Genomic DNA, 15,727 nt, shown 5'->3' with positions numbered 1-15,727 from the left:
CTCTGCAGATTACTCAAATGCCCTTTTTTGGTGCATAAATGCACTAATTTCAGGCAAATGCCCCATTAATCACCAGCTTGGGGCAATTCATGAATTTCGAAGCCTAATTTTAAAACACCTTGCTTCAGAAAGGGAAAAGCTTTCTCAACTTCAGACAAGGATCCCTTGATCCCCAGCTCAATATGACGTTTAGCAAAGACCCCGCCCTTGCGAGGATCCCCCACTGAGGGAAGGCTAAAGACCTTGACGCCTGCGTGCGTGGCCTCAATCTGCTCCATCAAGGTGGTCAAGCTGGCCTCCATACCCAATGGAATGATGAAGCTCTTCTCTACAAAATCAATCAAATGAAACAAGTCTGCATAAAGTTCATCCAATACCCAGGCCATCATTGGCGCAGCCATGACTGGAAAGCCAGGCAAAAAATGATGTTCTTTGATCCTGAACCCAGGAATCAAATTGTATGAATTTGGGATGATTTCACTGCCGACGGGAAACTCACCCATCTTCATGCGTAAAACATTGTCTGGATTGGATAGCTTGGCTTTCTCAGCATCACCCTCAGCCATGGTATTGATGCGTTGTGTGATCAATTCTTTAGCCTCAGGATGCAAAGCCAAAGGTACATTCAAAGCTGCTGCCGCGCACTGCCTGGTGTGATCGTCTGGAGTGGATCCGATACCGCCGGTACTAAAAACCACATCATCGGTTGCAAAACTCTTTTTCAATACGGACGTGATTGCCTCGCGATCATCACCCACATATTCAACTTGATGAAGCGATAGACCTCTTTCATTGAGCAGCTCAATCATTTTTGACATGTGCTTATCTTGCCTCTTACCAGAGAGTATTTCATCTCCAACAACGATGAGCCGGAACTTTTTATGCGTCATTTAATACAACCCCATTAACCATTCGATATTCACGCAATGCATTTAATAAATAGTGAGCGAACCATAATGCTGAAAAAATAAAAACCAAAGAATAAATCCACAAAGCAAAGAATGAAACAATCGGAAAAAATATAAAAGCTATAGCGGATGTTGCCCAAAAGAATGTGGGTACAGCCCCTACCAGGCCAGAAATAATGCCCATTGCTAATAAGCGCCAACGATGCTCAGCAATCAATGCATCTCTCTCTTCTGCGCTTGCATGAAGGGCTAGAACGTCATAGCTCATCAGTCTCATGGTCAACCAACCCCAAAGCAATGGGGGCAGAATGGCAACCATGGGTGGAATCCACCAAATGGGTAGTGTGATTAATAAAAAGAAAAAGCAAATGAAGATCGAGATCAATGCATAAACAATGCTTCCCCAAACACCACCTGCGTTGGCCTGATGAAGAGATTGATATTGAGTCTGCTTTGAAAGATGTTTGATAACAGCAGGAATGGATGTAAAGGCAACAAAGACTAAAAGAGAAATTGTGATCAATGGAATCAAAACCATGACCAATAACAAAGGTGCCATCACTGCTCTGATTTCGTCCCATCCAGTTGCTGACATCACATCAGCAATCCATGCAGTGAGAAATGAGGTGGTGATAAAAACTCTGATGATTTCTAGCGTGGGCTCCCAAATAAAGAAAAATAAAATGCCCCACGCAATGCTGACAAACAAAAAAGGACGCAAGCTTAACCAAAGCATCTTTGGATGCACTAAGCCAATCATTGATAAACCAAAAGCTCTGAACACAAAAACCTTTATTCTTTTATTTGCTGATGAATGATCAAAAAATCTTCTTGAGCTCTCGCCATGAATGCTTTAAGCCTTGCCACTGGTGAGTCAATAGATTTTCAGACACCTCTAGATTTTTTACGCCAGTTGGATGAATTTCTTTCGAAAAGATGGCTGTTTTGAATAACATGTCCCACCAAGGAAATAGAACACCAAAATTACAGCCGCCTAAAACGCCAGGTTTACCAGGCGCCTCATGACCCAAAACAATCGCATGGTGATAGCGATGGAATTGAGGAGAAATCAATATATATTTGAACCAACCGTGATCAAATTTTAAATTGCCATGTTGCCAACTTTGAATCAACTGACTGGTGGCCACTAGCCACAAGAACTGAATGGGTTCAACACCTATCAATAAAGCCATAAAAGCAAACACTGCTGAATGCATTAAATCATCTATGACATGATTGCGGTTATCACTCCAGACCGTCATGTTTTTCTGACTATGATGTAAAGCATGTAATTGCCACCACCATGAGAACCGATGCGATGAGCGGTGATAGACGTACTCAGCAAAATCTAAAATAATCAAATAAATAATGAAGCTGACCCAAGGAATCGATGTGATCTGTGGGATCCATGTCTCAACATTGAGTTGAATAAAGCGAAGATCATGTAACTGCGCATCAAACCAAAAAAATAAGCCCGAGAAAAGTAAAAACAAGGCCAATTTAAAAATACCTAGGCGATGTATCAATGTGTAAACAACATCTGACCAAATAGCTCCAGATTTTGGTTTAGTAGCATGAGATGCCATGACTTCAGCTGGCCAAAAACTTTCAAGCGGACGAAGCACCAAGGCAATCAATAGAACTTGAATCATTCCCAACATGAACCAATCGAGGCCACCAATGGCGTCATCAGCAAAGCCCATGCCGCCAAATGCATAAAGAATGGGTAAAACCAACTCTTGCATTAACCACTCTTGGATGCTGGCATACCAGGTAAATAAGGTGTTCATGGCTTCATTATTCTAGAAATTTGACGGTGCTGCTGAATTCCTAAAATAGTGTCAAAGCAATACCCTTTTTTCTTCAAGCCGACGATGAGAGGCTCTAAAACTACTGGGGCCCAGGGGTCTTTCCTGGACCATATCCCTAGATGAGCCATGGCAACATCCCCTGGCCTGAGGGATTTCAGGGCCTTATCTAAAAGATGCTGATTTGAAAATTTCTCAGAACTTAATTCATCACCCAAAAAACCAGCTTCTGACCACCCAACATGGGTATAACCACAACTATGGCCCATTTCAATGTAATTTGGAGATACTTTTCCGCCAGAAGCTCGCCAAATTTTATTCAATGGAGAGCCCGTCATTTTTTGAAAACGATCATTCACCAACTGCAATTCACTGCATAAAGCGCTTTGGCTGGTGGTGATGGTTTTACCTGCGTGAGGACCAAATTGAGGTCTTATCTTGGCAGAGTTATTTTCTGCATCTTTCACAAAATAAGTATGGTGATAAGTGTGATTGCCAAAAGCATGACCATCTTTTTTCAGTGATTTCCAGAACTCAGACCATGAGTCATCTAAAGAATAATCACCACGCTTGGTTTTTTCGTTGGCCAAAAAAAATGTGGCTTTGACATCATGTTTTTTTAATACCCCAGCAACATATTCAGCGACATCCATATTGCCAGTATCAAAAGTCAGGTAAATGGGTTTTTCACAAGTCGATGCATGAGCACTGGTTGAAAATAACAATACAAGTGCTATCTTTTTCAACTGAGTGCGATGACTGGTGATCAAGCTCAAGCCCTACTCCCAAGCAGCATTTGAGTGAAAGAAAATACCGTGAGGACTTTTCCCTACAGGAATCGTTGTGACCAGTTTGCGGCTAGCGATATCGATGATGCCAACTTTCTTGGCAAATCTAAATGTTACCCACAGTTCTTTGCCATCAGCTGTGACATCCATACAGTCTGGGCCAGATGGCAGACCTTTGATGTCAGCAACCTTCTCCAATTTTTCCATGTCAATGATGCTGATGGTTGAGTCAACACGGTTTGTTAAAAAGATATGGCGCTTATCACCCAAAGGTCTAAAGTTGTGCGCACCTTTGCCAGTTTTAATTTCTTTGACAATCTTCTGCTGCTTCCAATCAACCACTTGCACTAAGTCAGAGCCAGTTAAACCAATTAACAGATGCTTGTCCCCAGGAGTCATCCAAACCCCAGCCGGCATTTTTCCAATTGGCATTCTCCAAACAATCTCATGTGAAGCCAAATCAATCGCGATCAGTTCATTAGAGTCTTGCAAGGTCACAAAGGTTAGTTTGCTGTCATTTGTAAAAGCGATGTGACTTGGCGTCTTAGCTGCTTTTACAATTTTCACCAATTTCAACTCTTGGTTTTGAGCCGCATAAATATCCACCCTGTCTAATCGGTTGCCAGCAGCAATAAACCACTTTTTATTCGGTGAATAGCCAATGTGATACGGATCAACGATATTAGGCAGGCGTGATTGAATATCCCCATTTTTGGGATCTAAAAAAACCACATCATCACCAGCAGCATTGGCTACCAATACTGATTTTTGATCCGGAGTGATCATCAAATGATGAGGCTCCTTTCCAATCGGAAAGGTTTTATAAACAGCCCTTTTATCCATGTCAATCAGACTGACACTGGCCTCACCTGAGTTGAGTACGATCGCAGTTCGCTTGACAGGATCAGCAGCCTGAACCGTTAACCCAGGCAATAAAAATGCCAAAGCTAAAAAATAAGGAAAAATGGGGTTTAAATTGAATGATTTAGACATTAGGGGATTTTAAGACCCAAATCGCCATAAATCCTAAAACCACAACGGTTTTATTGATTTCCCACAAAATCTAATCAGATTTACTCAATGTATAAAGTTGTGCTGAATCAATGAGGCAACAATAGCAGCCATGACAAATCCAATCATCCACCGTAATAAGTAAATTTCACCCTTTAGCTCCATCTTCACTTCTCGTATATCGCTCTTAGTTGCTAAATGGTCTGAATTTTGACTAAATATTTCTTGAAGCTCTTTAGATATGGTGATGGCCTGCTTTTCTTCCATTCCAGCATTAGACATTTCTTTGTAAAACTTTAAGGTATCAAAAGTAACCATGCGCCTCATCCTTATTAGTTATTATTTTTATAAGTATACAGAAGAGTAAACCCTCGAAAAAAGAGGATCACTTCTTGAGACTGTCTAGAATTTTCTGCAGGCGTTTTGAGGACATTGGAGTTGGCGTCTTGAGCTCTTGGGCATACAAAGCCACCCTCAACTCCTCTAACTGCCACCTGAAATCATTCAAACGCGGATCAACGGAAGATCCATACGCCTTTTGTGCAGCAAGAAGCTTCATCCAAGGTTGCTGCAATGATTGCCACTCTTGTTGAAGCTGAGCATCTCTTGATGGATTGAGTCTGATCTTATCAATGCGCATCGAAGCTGCTTTGAGATAGCGCGGCAAATGAACCAAGTATTCATAAGGGGTTTGACTGACAAACTTGAGGTGAATTAATTGTTGAATTTGATTTGTGACATCAGCATGAGCATTTGCAGACAAAGCCTTTAATTGAGCCATTCGTTTTTGTAAATCAGCGTGAGCCTGAAGTGCGCTCAAAGCATGACGACCAATTTCTTGAGCAATCAATGCTAACTTTGGTTTACCCAGATCAAGTCGTTGCTTAAATTCATCGGCATTTGTTGGCAATGGCTCCATCAAACAAGATCTCTCAATAGCCAAGTCAATCACCTGCGTGATCAAGTCTTCAGCATTGCCAATGTTCATGAAGAGAAGACCTAAATCTCTTGCCCCAGGTAACTGCTTATGCAAAGCCTTGATAGTTTCTCGCATGGGAAGTGCGAACAATCTACGCAGTCCCTGGAGGTGGGCTTTTCTTGCCACCTCCGGATCATCAAAAACTTCGATGTCACAATGGGTTTGCTGATCAACCAATGCTGGGTAACCATATAAATTCTGTTTACCGCGTTTAATTTCTAGCATCTCTGGCAGAGCACCAAAAGACCAGTCTTTGATATTGTCTGTTTGAGAGATCGCAGCTTTGGTTTTTTCCTCCTTGACGCCCTGAGTAGGCGAAGATGGTATTTCAGAACCTGTATTCTTTGCAGCAGTTACCAACTGGTCAACAGCACTCGCAGCAACCTCTTGAAAGACCTCTCTGGCTGCCTGAGAATGTTCTGCCCTCAATTTACCCAGATTGCGCTCTAAATCAATCTGACGCCCATACTCATCGACCAAGCGGAAGTTCATAAAACAATGCAAGGGTAAGTTCTCAGGTCTGAAATCAGCCCTCTGAACTTGAACTTGAGTTTGCTCACGAATATCAGCAATCAAGGCATCCAAATAATCACCATCACCAAAAGTGTTTTTCTCTGAGGCGCGCTCTACAAATTTCTTGGCATAGTCAGGTAAAGGTACACAGTAACGGCGTAATTTTTGCGGCAATGATTTGAGGTAGAGCTGAGTTTTTTCTGTGGCCAAACCAGGCACCAGCCATTCGCAGCGACGTTGATCAATTTGATTGAGCAAGGTCAAAGGAATCACCATCGTCACACCATCTTTAGGGCTGCCAGGTTCAAAGTGATAACTCAGTTGCAACTCAGTACCTGCCATTTTCATGGTTTTTGGGTAACGATCCAAAGTAACGCCTGCAGCTTCATGCCTCATCAAGTCTGATTTATCTAGCTTGAGAGATATGCCATTCTTAGCGTCTTCTTTGAGCCATGCTTCAAGAGTCGCTTTGCAAAAAACAGTCTTAGGCAACTGCTGATCGTAAAAGGCAAATAACAACTGATCATCTACCAAGACATCCTGTCGACGAGAGCGGTGCTCGAGTGCTTCGATTTGTTTAATAAGGCTCAAGTTATGCCAAAAGAAAGCTCCAATAGCTCCACCTTGCTTTTGCGCCTGAGCAACTTCAGCCTGACCAAACAAGTCAGCCTCTACCAAAGCTCTTTGGATAAAGATGTGACGAGCTTCTAAAGGGTCTTTTGGTGAGAAACGTATTTTTCTGCCGTGATAAATAGGCAAGCCATAAAGAGTTCCGCGCTCATGTGCCATGACCTCCCCCTGGCGAGCGTCCCAAAATGGATCACTCCAAGATCTCTGAATGCGATGGCTCGCGACTTTTTCTACCCACTGTGGCTCAATCTTCGCAATGGTTCTAGCAAAGAGTCGACTGGTCTCAACCAACTCTGAAGCCAGGATCCATGCGCCTGCTTTTTTACCAATCGTTGATCCTGGCCAAATATTTAACTTGATACCACGAGCACCCTCATAAATACCTGGCCCATGTTTTTCATCGTCGGCTTTTTTAGCAATATTGCCAAGTAAGCCAGTCAATAAAGAAAGATGGATTTGCTCAAACGTCGCTGGTGTTTGATTTTCTTTCCAACCCTGTTCAATCAATAAGCGGTGTAACTGTCCATGAATGTCACGCCACTCTCGCATTCTTCTGGGCGAGATGAAATGACTCTTGCACAGGTTTTCTAATTGTCGATTGCTTTGTTTGTTAACGAGTGCTTGCTGATACCAATCCCACAACTTAACAAATGATAAGAATTCAGATCTTTCGTCGGCAAAGACCTTGTGAGCGGTATCAGCTGCTTGGGCATACTCCATCGGACGATCTCTTGGATCTTGTGTGGCCATGGCCGTAGCAATGATCAAAACTTCTCTGAGCGCTTGGTGCTCTTTTGCAGCCAAAAGCATACGACCCACTCTTGGATCTAAAGGTAAAGCCGCTAATTGTTTACCAATCGGTGTCAATGCACCCTGCCTTGGGCCATCAGACTCCATGGCACCCAACTCTTCCAATAGCTGAACACCATCGGCAATGGCTCGACCCAAAGGAGCCTCAAGAAATGGAAACTCTTGGATTTTTGGAAGTTTTAAGGCGCGCATTCGAAGAATCACGGCAGCCAAAGAGCTTCTTAAAATTTCAGGATCGGTGAATTTTGGGCGAGCATTGAAATCAACCTCGTCATACAAACGAACACAAATACCATCAGAAACACGTCCGCATCGACCGGCCCGTTGGTTGGCTGCCGCTTGAGAAATTGGCTCTACTTGGAGTTGCTCAACCTTGTTGCGATAAGAATAGCGCTTGACCCTTGCCAAGCCCACATCAATCACAAAGCGAATACCTGGCACGGTCAATGATGTTTCAGCGACGTTGGTGGCTAAGACAATGCGACGGCCACCCTCACCTTGGAAAACTCTCTCTTGCTCAGCGACTGACTGTCTAGCGAATAAGCTAAGAACATCAGGGCGAAAGCGCTGGTTCAGGACGTGGTCTTTACGGATAGCTTCAGCGCAATCTCGGATTTCGCGTTCACCTGGAAGGAACACCAAAATATCGCCTGCGGAATGAGGTCCGTCGCGCCACAGCTCTGAGATGGCATCCAACACTGCTTCTGGGATTTCTTTGGGGTCTTTTTTACCTGCCTCCAGCAATGGTCTGTAGCGAAGTTCCACCGGGAACAAACGGCCACTGACTTCAATCACTGGTGCTGGGCGCTCTTTTGAGCCGAAATGCTCAGCAAAACGCTGGGCATCGATCGTTGCCGATGTAACAATCACCTTCAAGTCTGGACGCTTAGGCAATAATTGCCTTAAATAGCCTAAAAGAAAATCAATATTTAGACTCCGCTCATGAGCCTCATCGATGATGATGGTGTCGTAAGCCTTTAAAAGTGGGTCGCGCTGAGTTTCCGCCAATAAAATACCGTCTGTCATCAGCTTGACTGAGGCGGTTGCGGAGGTTTTATCTGCAAACCGCACCTGGTAACCGACATCTTCTCCGATGGGGCTTCCAAGCTCCTGAGCAATCCGTTTGGCTGTAGATGTGGCTGCAATGCGCCGTGGCTGGGTATGCCCAATCAACTGACCAGTACCATTCGCTCGTCCGCGCCCCATGGCCAAACAGATCTTTGGCAACTGCGTGGTCTTGCCAGAACCGGTTTCTCCGCACACAATGATGACTTGGTTCTGCTCTAAAGCATGAGTGATTTTTTCCCTCTGCCCAGAGACAGGTAAGCTTTCGGGAAACTCAATTTTTAAAAGTTTGGTTATTTTTTCTGGTTGCACCCTATAATTTTCCACTATGCCTACAAATCAAGTACAAAATAATTTTCCCTTCGTTGCGTGGCTACGTGATGTGGCTCCCTACATCCATAGTTTTCGTGGCAAAACCTTCGTTATCGGGTTTGCGGGTGAATTGGTTCAAAAAGGTGGATTAGAGGCCTTGATCCAGGATGTGGCCATGCTTCATGCCATGGGCATGAGGATTGTTTTAGTCCACGGCTCACGTCCACAGGTCCAAGAACAGCTTGATTTAAGAAAAGTGACCAGTCGTTATGGCACAGGTGCCATGAGTGGTTACAGGATCACTGATCCAGCAGCCCTAGAATGCGCCAAAGAAGCTTCAGGTGAACTGCGCCTAGACATTGAGGCAGCATTTAGCCAAGGTCTCCCTAATACTCCTATGGCTGGCTCACGTATTTCTGTGATTTCTGGCAACTTCATCATTGCTAGACCCGTGGGCATTGTTGATGGCGTAGATTTCATGCACACAGGATTGGTGCGCAAAGTCGATTCTGAGTCCATTGCCCACTCTTTGGTGAATAACAAAATTGTCTTGATGTCACCTCTGGGATTCTCTCCAACAGGCCAAGCATTCAATATTGCCTACGAGGATGTGGCCACGGCTACTGCCATGGCAGTTAAAGCTGATAAGTTGATTTTCTTGACTGAATACAACGGCATCACTGATCTTGATGGTGAACTCATCAAAGAGTTCTCATTGCGTCAGCTAGAAGATCACATCAGCGGCCTAACTCTGGCCGATGCAGATTTGAAGGTGTTATTACAAAACGCCATTCGTGCGATCAAGTCTGGCGTGAGCCGTGTGCACCTATTGCCTCATGATCGTGATGGCGCTCTCCTCGAAGAGTTATTCACGCACGATGGTATTAGCACCATGATTGCAGCATCTGATATTGAGCATTTGCGCGAAGCTAATTTGGATGATGTCGGCGGCATTTTGCAATTGATTGAACCATTAGAAGATGAAGGTATTTTGGTTGCTCGTGGTCGTGACACAATTGAACGCGACATCACTCACTTCTCAGTGATTGAGCATGACCGCGTTTTATTCGGTTGCGCAGCCCTCTTCCCTTACCCAAATGGTTTGGGCGAGCTCTCCTGCTTAGCGGTCGACCCTCAAGCCCAAGAATCAGGTGACGGAGAAAGATTGCTTAAACGCATTGAGGCGAGAGCCAAGGCTGCTGGATTGAAAAAACTATTTGTTTTAACGACCAGAACTGAGCATTGGTTCTTAAAACGTGGCTTTGTCAGAGCCAGCGTGGATGATCTCCCAGCAGAGCGTAAAGAACTCTATAACTGGGAACGTAAATCAATGGTCCTCACCAAAAACATTTGAACTAAATAATTTATTGATTAAAGAGGTAAAAGATGGCTCGCATGATTCATTGCATTAAGTTAAACAAAGAAGCTGAAGGTTTAGATTTCGCACCAATGCCAGGCGATTTAGGTAAGAAGTTATGGCAAGAGGTTTCTAAAGAAGCTTGGGCTGGTTGGTTAAAGCATCAAACCATGTTAATCAATGAGAACCGCCTCAATATGGCAGACACTCGTGCTCGTCAATATTTACTCAAGCAAGTTGAGAAATATTTTTATGGTGATGGCGCGGATGGTGTTCAAGGTTTCGTACCAGAAAATAAGTAAAAATTACCAAGCATCTGCTTAGTAAAAAGGACGCTCATGTAGCGTCCTTTTTTAATATTGCATTACAAAGATCAATGCCTCGAAAATCAATATGTTTGACGGCGCACCCCAGCAGCCTCACCAATCAAAAGAACATTGGCTTTTCTTCTGGCAAACAGCCCATTACACACAACACCAGGTATTTGATTAATTTGTGACTCAAGACCTACAGGGTCCTTGATTGATAAACCAGCAACATCCAGAATCCAACCTTGGTTATCAGTGACATAAACTGAGTCAGTCCCCTTCACTTTTCTGAGTGTTACCACCCCACCTAATTTTTCTAATTCACGCGCTACTTGAGCATGAGCCATTGGAATAATCTCTACAGGCAATGGAAACTTACCCATCACATCCACTTGCTTACTGCCGTCACAAATACAAATGAATGATTGAGCCAGGTGAGCCACGATTTTTTCACGGGTCAAAGCGCCGCCACCACCTTTGAGCATATGACCATGAGGATCAATCTCATCAGCACCATCAACGTACATCGGTAGACTTTGAACAGAATTGCTATCCAAGACCTTAAAGCCGTGCTTCTGTAAACGATCCGTACTGGCTTGTGAGCTGGAGACAACACCCGCGAAATGAGACTGATGTGGCGCAATGGCATCAATAAACAAATTAGCAGTGGATCCCGTACCAACTCCCAAAATACCGCCTGGGGCCATATTTTTCAGGACTTCATCCTTGGCGGCTTCCGCTACCATAGCTTTGAGTTGATCTTGGGTATACATGTAAACCTGTTTATATGATTAATTAGGGTTAATTTACAGCATTATTCGAGAAGCATTCTAAAATAAGCCCATGAGCACATTACTTGAACAATTAAAACAATACACGACCGTGGTTGCAGATACGGGTGACTTTGAGCGCATGCAAGCTTTTTTACCTCAAGACGCCACCACCAACCCATCGCTGATTCTAAAAGCAGCCCAACTTCCAAGCTATCAATCTTTGATCGCTGATGTCAAAGCTAAAAATAAAGGCAAACCAGTTGATCAACTGATCGATGCCTTGCTAGTAGCTTTTGGTATGGAAATATTAAAAATCGTTCCGGGCCGCGTCTCCACTGAAGTGGACGCACGTTTGTCGTTTGATACAGCAGGTACGGTTAAAAAGGCCCGAGAAATCATCGCCATATATGAAGCGAACGGTATTTCTAAAAAGCGTGTCCTGATCAAAATAGCCAGTACTTGGGAAGGTATACAAGCAGCGAAAACTCTTCAGGCTGAAGGTATCGCTTGTAACATGACCCTCTTGTTCAGCTTGATTCAGGCAGTTGCCTGCGCCGATGCAAAAGCTCAGTTGATCTCCCCCTTTGTTGGTCGCATCACTGATTGGCACAAAAAGTCTTTAGGTGCACAGTGGCAGGATGAAGTTCATGGAGGCGCCAATGATCCAGGCGTTGTGTCTGTGAAGAGCATCTACAACTACTACAAGAGCTTTGATATTCAAACCGAGGTGATGGGCGCCAGCTTTAGAAATATTGGCCAAATCACTCATTTAGCCGGATGTGATTTATTGACCATCAGCCCAGAACTGCTCGCTGAGTTGCAAGCTAACTCAACAGCGTTAACTCCTGCATTGACGCTTCAAAGCGCAAAAGAAACTGCAAAAGCACTTCAATTGAATGTCATCAAGGCTGATGAAGCATCATTCCGCTATCAGTTGAATCAAGATGCCATGGCCACAGAAAAACTCTCTGAAGGCATTCGTTTGTTCTGTGCTGATATTGAAAAATTAGAAAAGGTACTCGCCAGTTAAAGTTTCAGCCCATGGCTATTGATGAATATCAATAGCCTTAGGATCAATAAAAAAAGGTGCTTAAAAGCACCTTTTTTTAATATGGGTTTAGCCTTACGTTTTTAAGCTTTTAGCATTCTTTGTCGGCGCGCCTCATACAGGGCAACACCACTGGCAACAGAAACGTTCAAGCTTTCTACGCCACCCATCATCGGTATTTTGACAAGTGCATCACAAGTTTCTCTGGTCAGCCTTCGCATGCCTTCACCTTCAGCCCCCATCACCAAAGCTACTGGACCTGTGAAATCAATGTCGTAAAGCGTTTTTTCAGTCTGATCATCTGTTCCAATCAGCCATACGCCCGCCTCTTGAAGCTCGCGCATGGTTCTGGCCAAATTGGTCACAGCGATCAAAGGCATGGTCTCAGCAGCACCACTGGCCACTTTACTCACGGTAGCATTCAAATGTGCTGAGCGATCTTTAGGCACGATCACAGCATCAACACCTGCACCATCCGCCACTCGAAGACATGCTCCAAGATTATGAGGATCAGTCACACCATCCAAAATCAATAAAAGTGCTGGACCACTCAGAGCGTCCAATAGCTCATCCAAAGTTTGAACTTTAGAAATCGTGTCTGCAAAAGCCACCACACCTTGATGACGATCATTACCGGCCAGGGTTCTTAAACGTTCTGTATCAGCTTGGTGCAAGCGTCTTCCTAAAATCGGTTCAGCCGATTTAATGAAATCTTGCATCCTGCGATCACGTCTTGCAGGATCAACATAAACTGTTCTCAATGACTCAGGGTCTTGACGCAGTCTTGCTATCACGGCATGAAAACCTAAAATCATTTGCTTACCATCGCCACCTTGCTGCCTTGGCGATTGGTCTTTTTTTGAATCTCTATCTGACATTAACGACGGCCTTTACGAATACTTAGCTCATGCCCTTTTGATTTGGCATTACTGGCTTTTTTTGGTTTTTTACCAGCCTTGGCTGCTGTGGTTTTCTTTTTGGCTGCACCTGCTGACTTAGCGGGTGGCGATGATAGTCCAGAGCCTTCTCCAGCTACTCCGCGAGATCCCCTCACACCTGCCTGAGTTGCGCTCGAATTCGGATTAGCCCTTGAACTGGAGTGTGATCTTGATGAAGATTTCTTGGCGCCAGGATGTCGATTGGATTTATTGCCTCGACCTTGATCAACTTGCGAGAAACGATCACTGGCTCCAACGCCTGCAACACCATTTCTGTCACTGTTTGGCTTGACCAAACTGAATTCGATTCTGCGAGCATCCAAGTCAACTCGGCTGACCAAAACATGAACGCGATCAGTTAGTCTGTAACGAATACCCGTGCGCTCCCCACGAAGCTCTTGTCTGGCTTCATCGTATTGATAGTAATCGCCGCCAAGTTCGCTGATGTGAATCATGCCTTCAACAAAGAGGCTTTCTAATTGAACAAATAAACCAAACGTTGCAACACCCGTGATCGTGCCAGCATATTCTTGACCGAGATGGTCACGCATGTAATAGCACTTCAACCATGCCTCAACGTCTCGCGAGGCTTCATCAGCACGACGCTCATTGGAAGAGCAATGAACTCCCAATTGAGCCCAAGCAGCCATGGCTGTCGATGCCTCTTGTTTTGCTTTAGAACCTCGGGCTGTTTTTGCAGCAGGTTTTAATTTACCTTCTTCATGAGACTTCTTGGCATTGGCGGCATTGACTCGACCAGGGCCGCTCTTGGGCATCGCCAAATTCAACACCACGTCTACAGGAATGCTAGGTGAATAAGTTTTCTTCGCCAAAATCGCTTTGATAGCGCGATGCACCAACAGGTCTGGATAACGGCGAATTGGGCTCGTGAAATGAGCGTAAGCCGGGTACGCCAAACCAAAGTGACCATAATTATCAGGTTGATACACCGCTTGCTGCATTGATCTCAGCACCACTGACTGAAGCATGCTCGCATCAGGCCTTGGTTTGATTTCTTCAATCAACTTGGCAAAGTCTTTGGGTCTTGGTTTATCCGAGCCACCTAAATTTAATCCAGCCGTTCTCAATACTTGCTTGAGCGTTAATAATTTTTCAACGGATGGCTCAGCGTGGACTCGGAATAAAGACGAATGTCCATTTTTATCTAAGAAGTCTGCAGCACAGACGTTGGCTGACAACATGCACTCTTCAATGATTCGATGAGCTTCATTGCGAACCCTTGGCTCGATGCGTTCAATCTTGCCCAAAGCATTGCTGATGATTTGCGTCTCAGTCGTTTCGAAATCAATCGCACCACGCTTGTCGCGTGCAGCACGCAAAACTTTATAAAGACTGTAAAGACGATCAAGATTCTTTTTGAGGTGTTTGAATCGCGCTGCCTCTGGACCATTCGAGTTACTTAAAATTTCCCAAACGGTGTTGTAAGTGAAGCGCTGTGCCGAATGCATCACCGCTGGATAGAACTGATAAGCCTGTACCTCACCATGAACATCAATCACCGCATCACAAACCATGCACAAGCGATCAACCTCAGGTTTTAGTGAGCACAGACCATTGGATATTTTTTCCGGCAGCATTGGTATGACTCTGCGCGGAAAGTAAACAGATGTGGCACGGCTGATGGCGTCGGTGTCTAGTGGGTGACCAGGTTTGACATAGTGAGATACATCAGCAATGGCAACAATCAAGCGCCATGCTTTTTCTTTACCCCAAGTGACTGGCTCGCAGTAAACAGCATCATCAAAGTCACGGGCATCTTCACCGTCAATCGTCACCAGAGGAATATCGCGCAAATCAATGCGACCCTCGAGATCCTCATCTCTTATTTCATCAGGTAATGCTTCGGCCTCTTTGGCAGCAGCAGGAGAAAATAAATGTGGCACACCGTACTTGCGCACAGCGATTTCGATTTCCATACCAGGGTCATCAATCTCACCGAGGACCTCAACCACTCGACCCACTGCTTGGCGATAACTATCTGGGTAATCGATGATCTCAACAGAAACCACTTGACCTAATTTGGCGTTACCCTGGCCTTTGGGTGGAATCAGAATATCGTGACCAATTCTTTTATCTTCAGGTGCGCAAATTAAAACACCGTTTTCATTCAATAAACGGCCAATCACAAATTGATTGGCATGCATGAGCACTTCGCTGATTTGACCCTCAGGGCGACCACGTCGATCTAGCCCAGAAACTCTGACGATCACTTTGTCGTGATGCATCACGCGCGACATCTCGCGCTCATTTAAAAAGATATCTTCACCGCCATCATCAGGAATAACAAATCCAAATCCATCTCGGTGACCTTGCACCGTGCCTTGCTTTTCTGGGAGATTTTTTGCTTTTGACTCAGATAGAGCCAATGTCCCTTTAGTACTTTTTTTAGTCATACCCCATTGTCTTATAAGAATGTGTCAATTCATAATAATTTATCAAAACTTGCCAAGAAATTCTT

13 protein-coding genes are annotated in these 15,727 nt (G+C 44.5%); 3 read left to right on the top strand and 10 right to left on the bottom strand.

Annotation, left to right across the window (positions count from 1 at the left end):
• Positions 1-65 precede the first annotated feature (65 nt).
• The 7 genes from AOC33_RS08575 to hrpA all read right to left on the bottom strand — a co-directional run bounded on the left by AOC33_RS08575 (position 66) and on the right by hrpA (position 8,824).
• Positions 66-890: a competence/damage-inducible protein A gene (locus tag AOC33_RS08575; protein ID WP_089516597.1), complete on the bottom strand. Its 825-nt coding sequence runs from the start codon at positions 888-890 to the stop codon at positions 66-68.
• Positions 880-1,692, bottom strand: a complete 813-nt coding sequence (locus AOC33_RS08570; protein ID WP_219349923.1) for an EI24 domain-containing protein — start codon at positions 1,690-1,692, stop codon at positions 880-882. The genes AOC33_RS08575 and AOC33_RS08570 overlap by 11 nt, the downstream gene beginning before the upstream one ends.
• 34 nt (positions 1,693-1,726) lie before the next feature.
• Positions 1,727-2,698: a sterol desaturase family protein gene (locus AOC33_RS08565; RefSeq protein ID WP_089516596.1), complete on the bottom strand. Its 972-nt coding sequence runs from the start codon at positions 2,696-2,698 to the stop codon at positions 1,727-1,729.
• The gene (locus AOC33_RS08560) at positions 2,695-3,492 is read right to left on the bottom strand and encodes a polysaccharide deacetylase family protein (RefSeq protein ID WP_089516595.1); all 798 of its coding nucleotides are present in this window, start codon (positions 3,490-3,492) and stop codon (positions 2,695-2,697) included. The genes AOC33_RS08565 and AOC33_RS08560 overlap by 4 nt, the downstream gene beginning before the upstream one ends.
• Before the next feature lie 3 nt (positions 3,493-3,495).
• Positions 3,496-4,497: a YVTN family beta-propeller repeat protein gene (locus tag AOC33_RS08555; protein WP_089516594.1), complete on the bottom strand. Its 1,002-nt coding sequence runs from the start codon at positions 4,495-4,497 to the stop codon at positions 3,496-3,498.
• 84 nt (positions 4,498-4,581) lie between these two features.
• Positions 4,582-4,833, bottom strand: a complete 252-nt coding sequence (locus tag AOC33_RS08550; protein WP_089516593.1) for a CCDC90 family protein — start codon at positions 4,831-4,833, stop codon at positions 4,582-4,584.
• 67 nt (positions 4,834-4,900) lie between these two features.
• The gene (gene hrpA, locus AOC33_RS08545; RefSeq protein WP_245835647.1) at positions 4,901-8,824 is read right to left on the bottom strand and encodes an ATP-dependent RNA helicase HrpA; all 3,924 of its coding nucleotides are present in this window, start codon (positions 8,822-8,824) and stop codon (positions 4,901-4,903) included.
• A 16-nt stretch (positions 8,825-8,840) separates the two neighbouring features.
• Between hrpA and argA the strand changes: the two genes are divergently transcribed.
• Both argA and AOC33_RS08535 read left to right on the top strand, forming a co-directional pair.
• Positions 8,841-10,178, top strand: coding sequence for an amino-acid N-acetyltransferase (gene argA / locus AOC33_RS08540; protein ID WP_089516591.1), 1,338 nt, complete (start codon positions 8,841-8,843; stop codon positions 10,176-10,178).
• Between the two features lie 32 nt (positions 10,179-10,210).
• Positions 10,211-10,483 carry an oxidative damage protection protein gene (locus tag AOC33_RS08535; protein ID WP_089516590.1) on the top strand — a complete coding sequence of 91 codons (273 nt, stop codon included), beginning with the start codon at positions 10,211-10,213 and terminating at the stop codon, positions 10,481-10,483.
• 86 nt (positions 10,484-10,569) lie between these two features.
• Here AOC33_RS08535 and rpiA read toward each other — a convergent pair whose 3' ends face one another.
• Complete coding sequence (gene rpiA / locus AOC33_RS08530; RefSeq protein WP_089516589.1) at positions 10,570-11,262, bottom strand: ribose-5-phosphate isomerase RpiA; 693 nt, start codon at positions 11,260-11,262, stop codon at positions 10,570-10,572.
• 70 nt (positions 11,263-11,332) lie between these two features.
• On the opposite strand from rpiA, the gene tal reads away from it, so the two are divergent.
• Positions 11,333-12,292 carry a transaldolase gene (tal, locus tag AOC33_RS08525; RefSeq protein WP_089516588.1) on the top strand — a complete coding sequence of 320 codons (960 nt, stop codon included), beginning with the start codon at positions 11,333-11,335 and terminating at the stop codon, positions 12,290-12,292.
• Between the two features lie 101 nt (positions 12,293-12,393).
• On the opposite strand, the gene rlmB is transcribed toward tal, so the two are convergent.
• Both rlmB and rnr read right to left on the bottom strand, forming a co-directional pair.
• A complete protein-coding gene (gene rlmB, locus AOC33_RS08520) occupies positions 12,394-13,125 on the bottom strand; it encodes a 23S rRNA (guanosine(2251)-2'-O)-methyltransferase RlmB (RefSeq protein WP_425439829.1) in 732 nt (243 codons plus the stop codon).
• Positions 13,126-13,187: 62 nt separating this feature from the next.
• Positions 13,188-15,662 carry a ribonuclease R gene (gene rnr, locus AOC33_RS08515; protein ID WP_089516586.1) on the bottom strand — a complete coding sequence of 825 codons (2,475 nt, stop codon included), beginning with the start codon at positions 15,660-15,662 and terminating at the stop codon, positions 13,188-13,190.
• Positions 15,663-15,727: the final 65 nt, after the last annotated feature.

Origin of the sequence: Polynucleobacter cosmopolitanus (assembly GCF_002224225.1) — a bacterium.
Taxonomy (GTDB): Bacteria; Pseudomonadota; Gammaproteobacteria; order Burkholderiales; family Burkholderiaceae; genus Polynucleobacter; species Polynucleobacter cosmopolitanus.
Note: the sequence above shows the minus strand (reverse complement) of the source record. Positions and strands in the feature narration are given on the sequence as shown.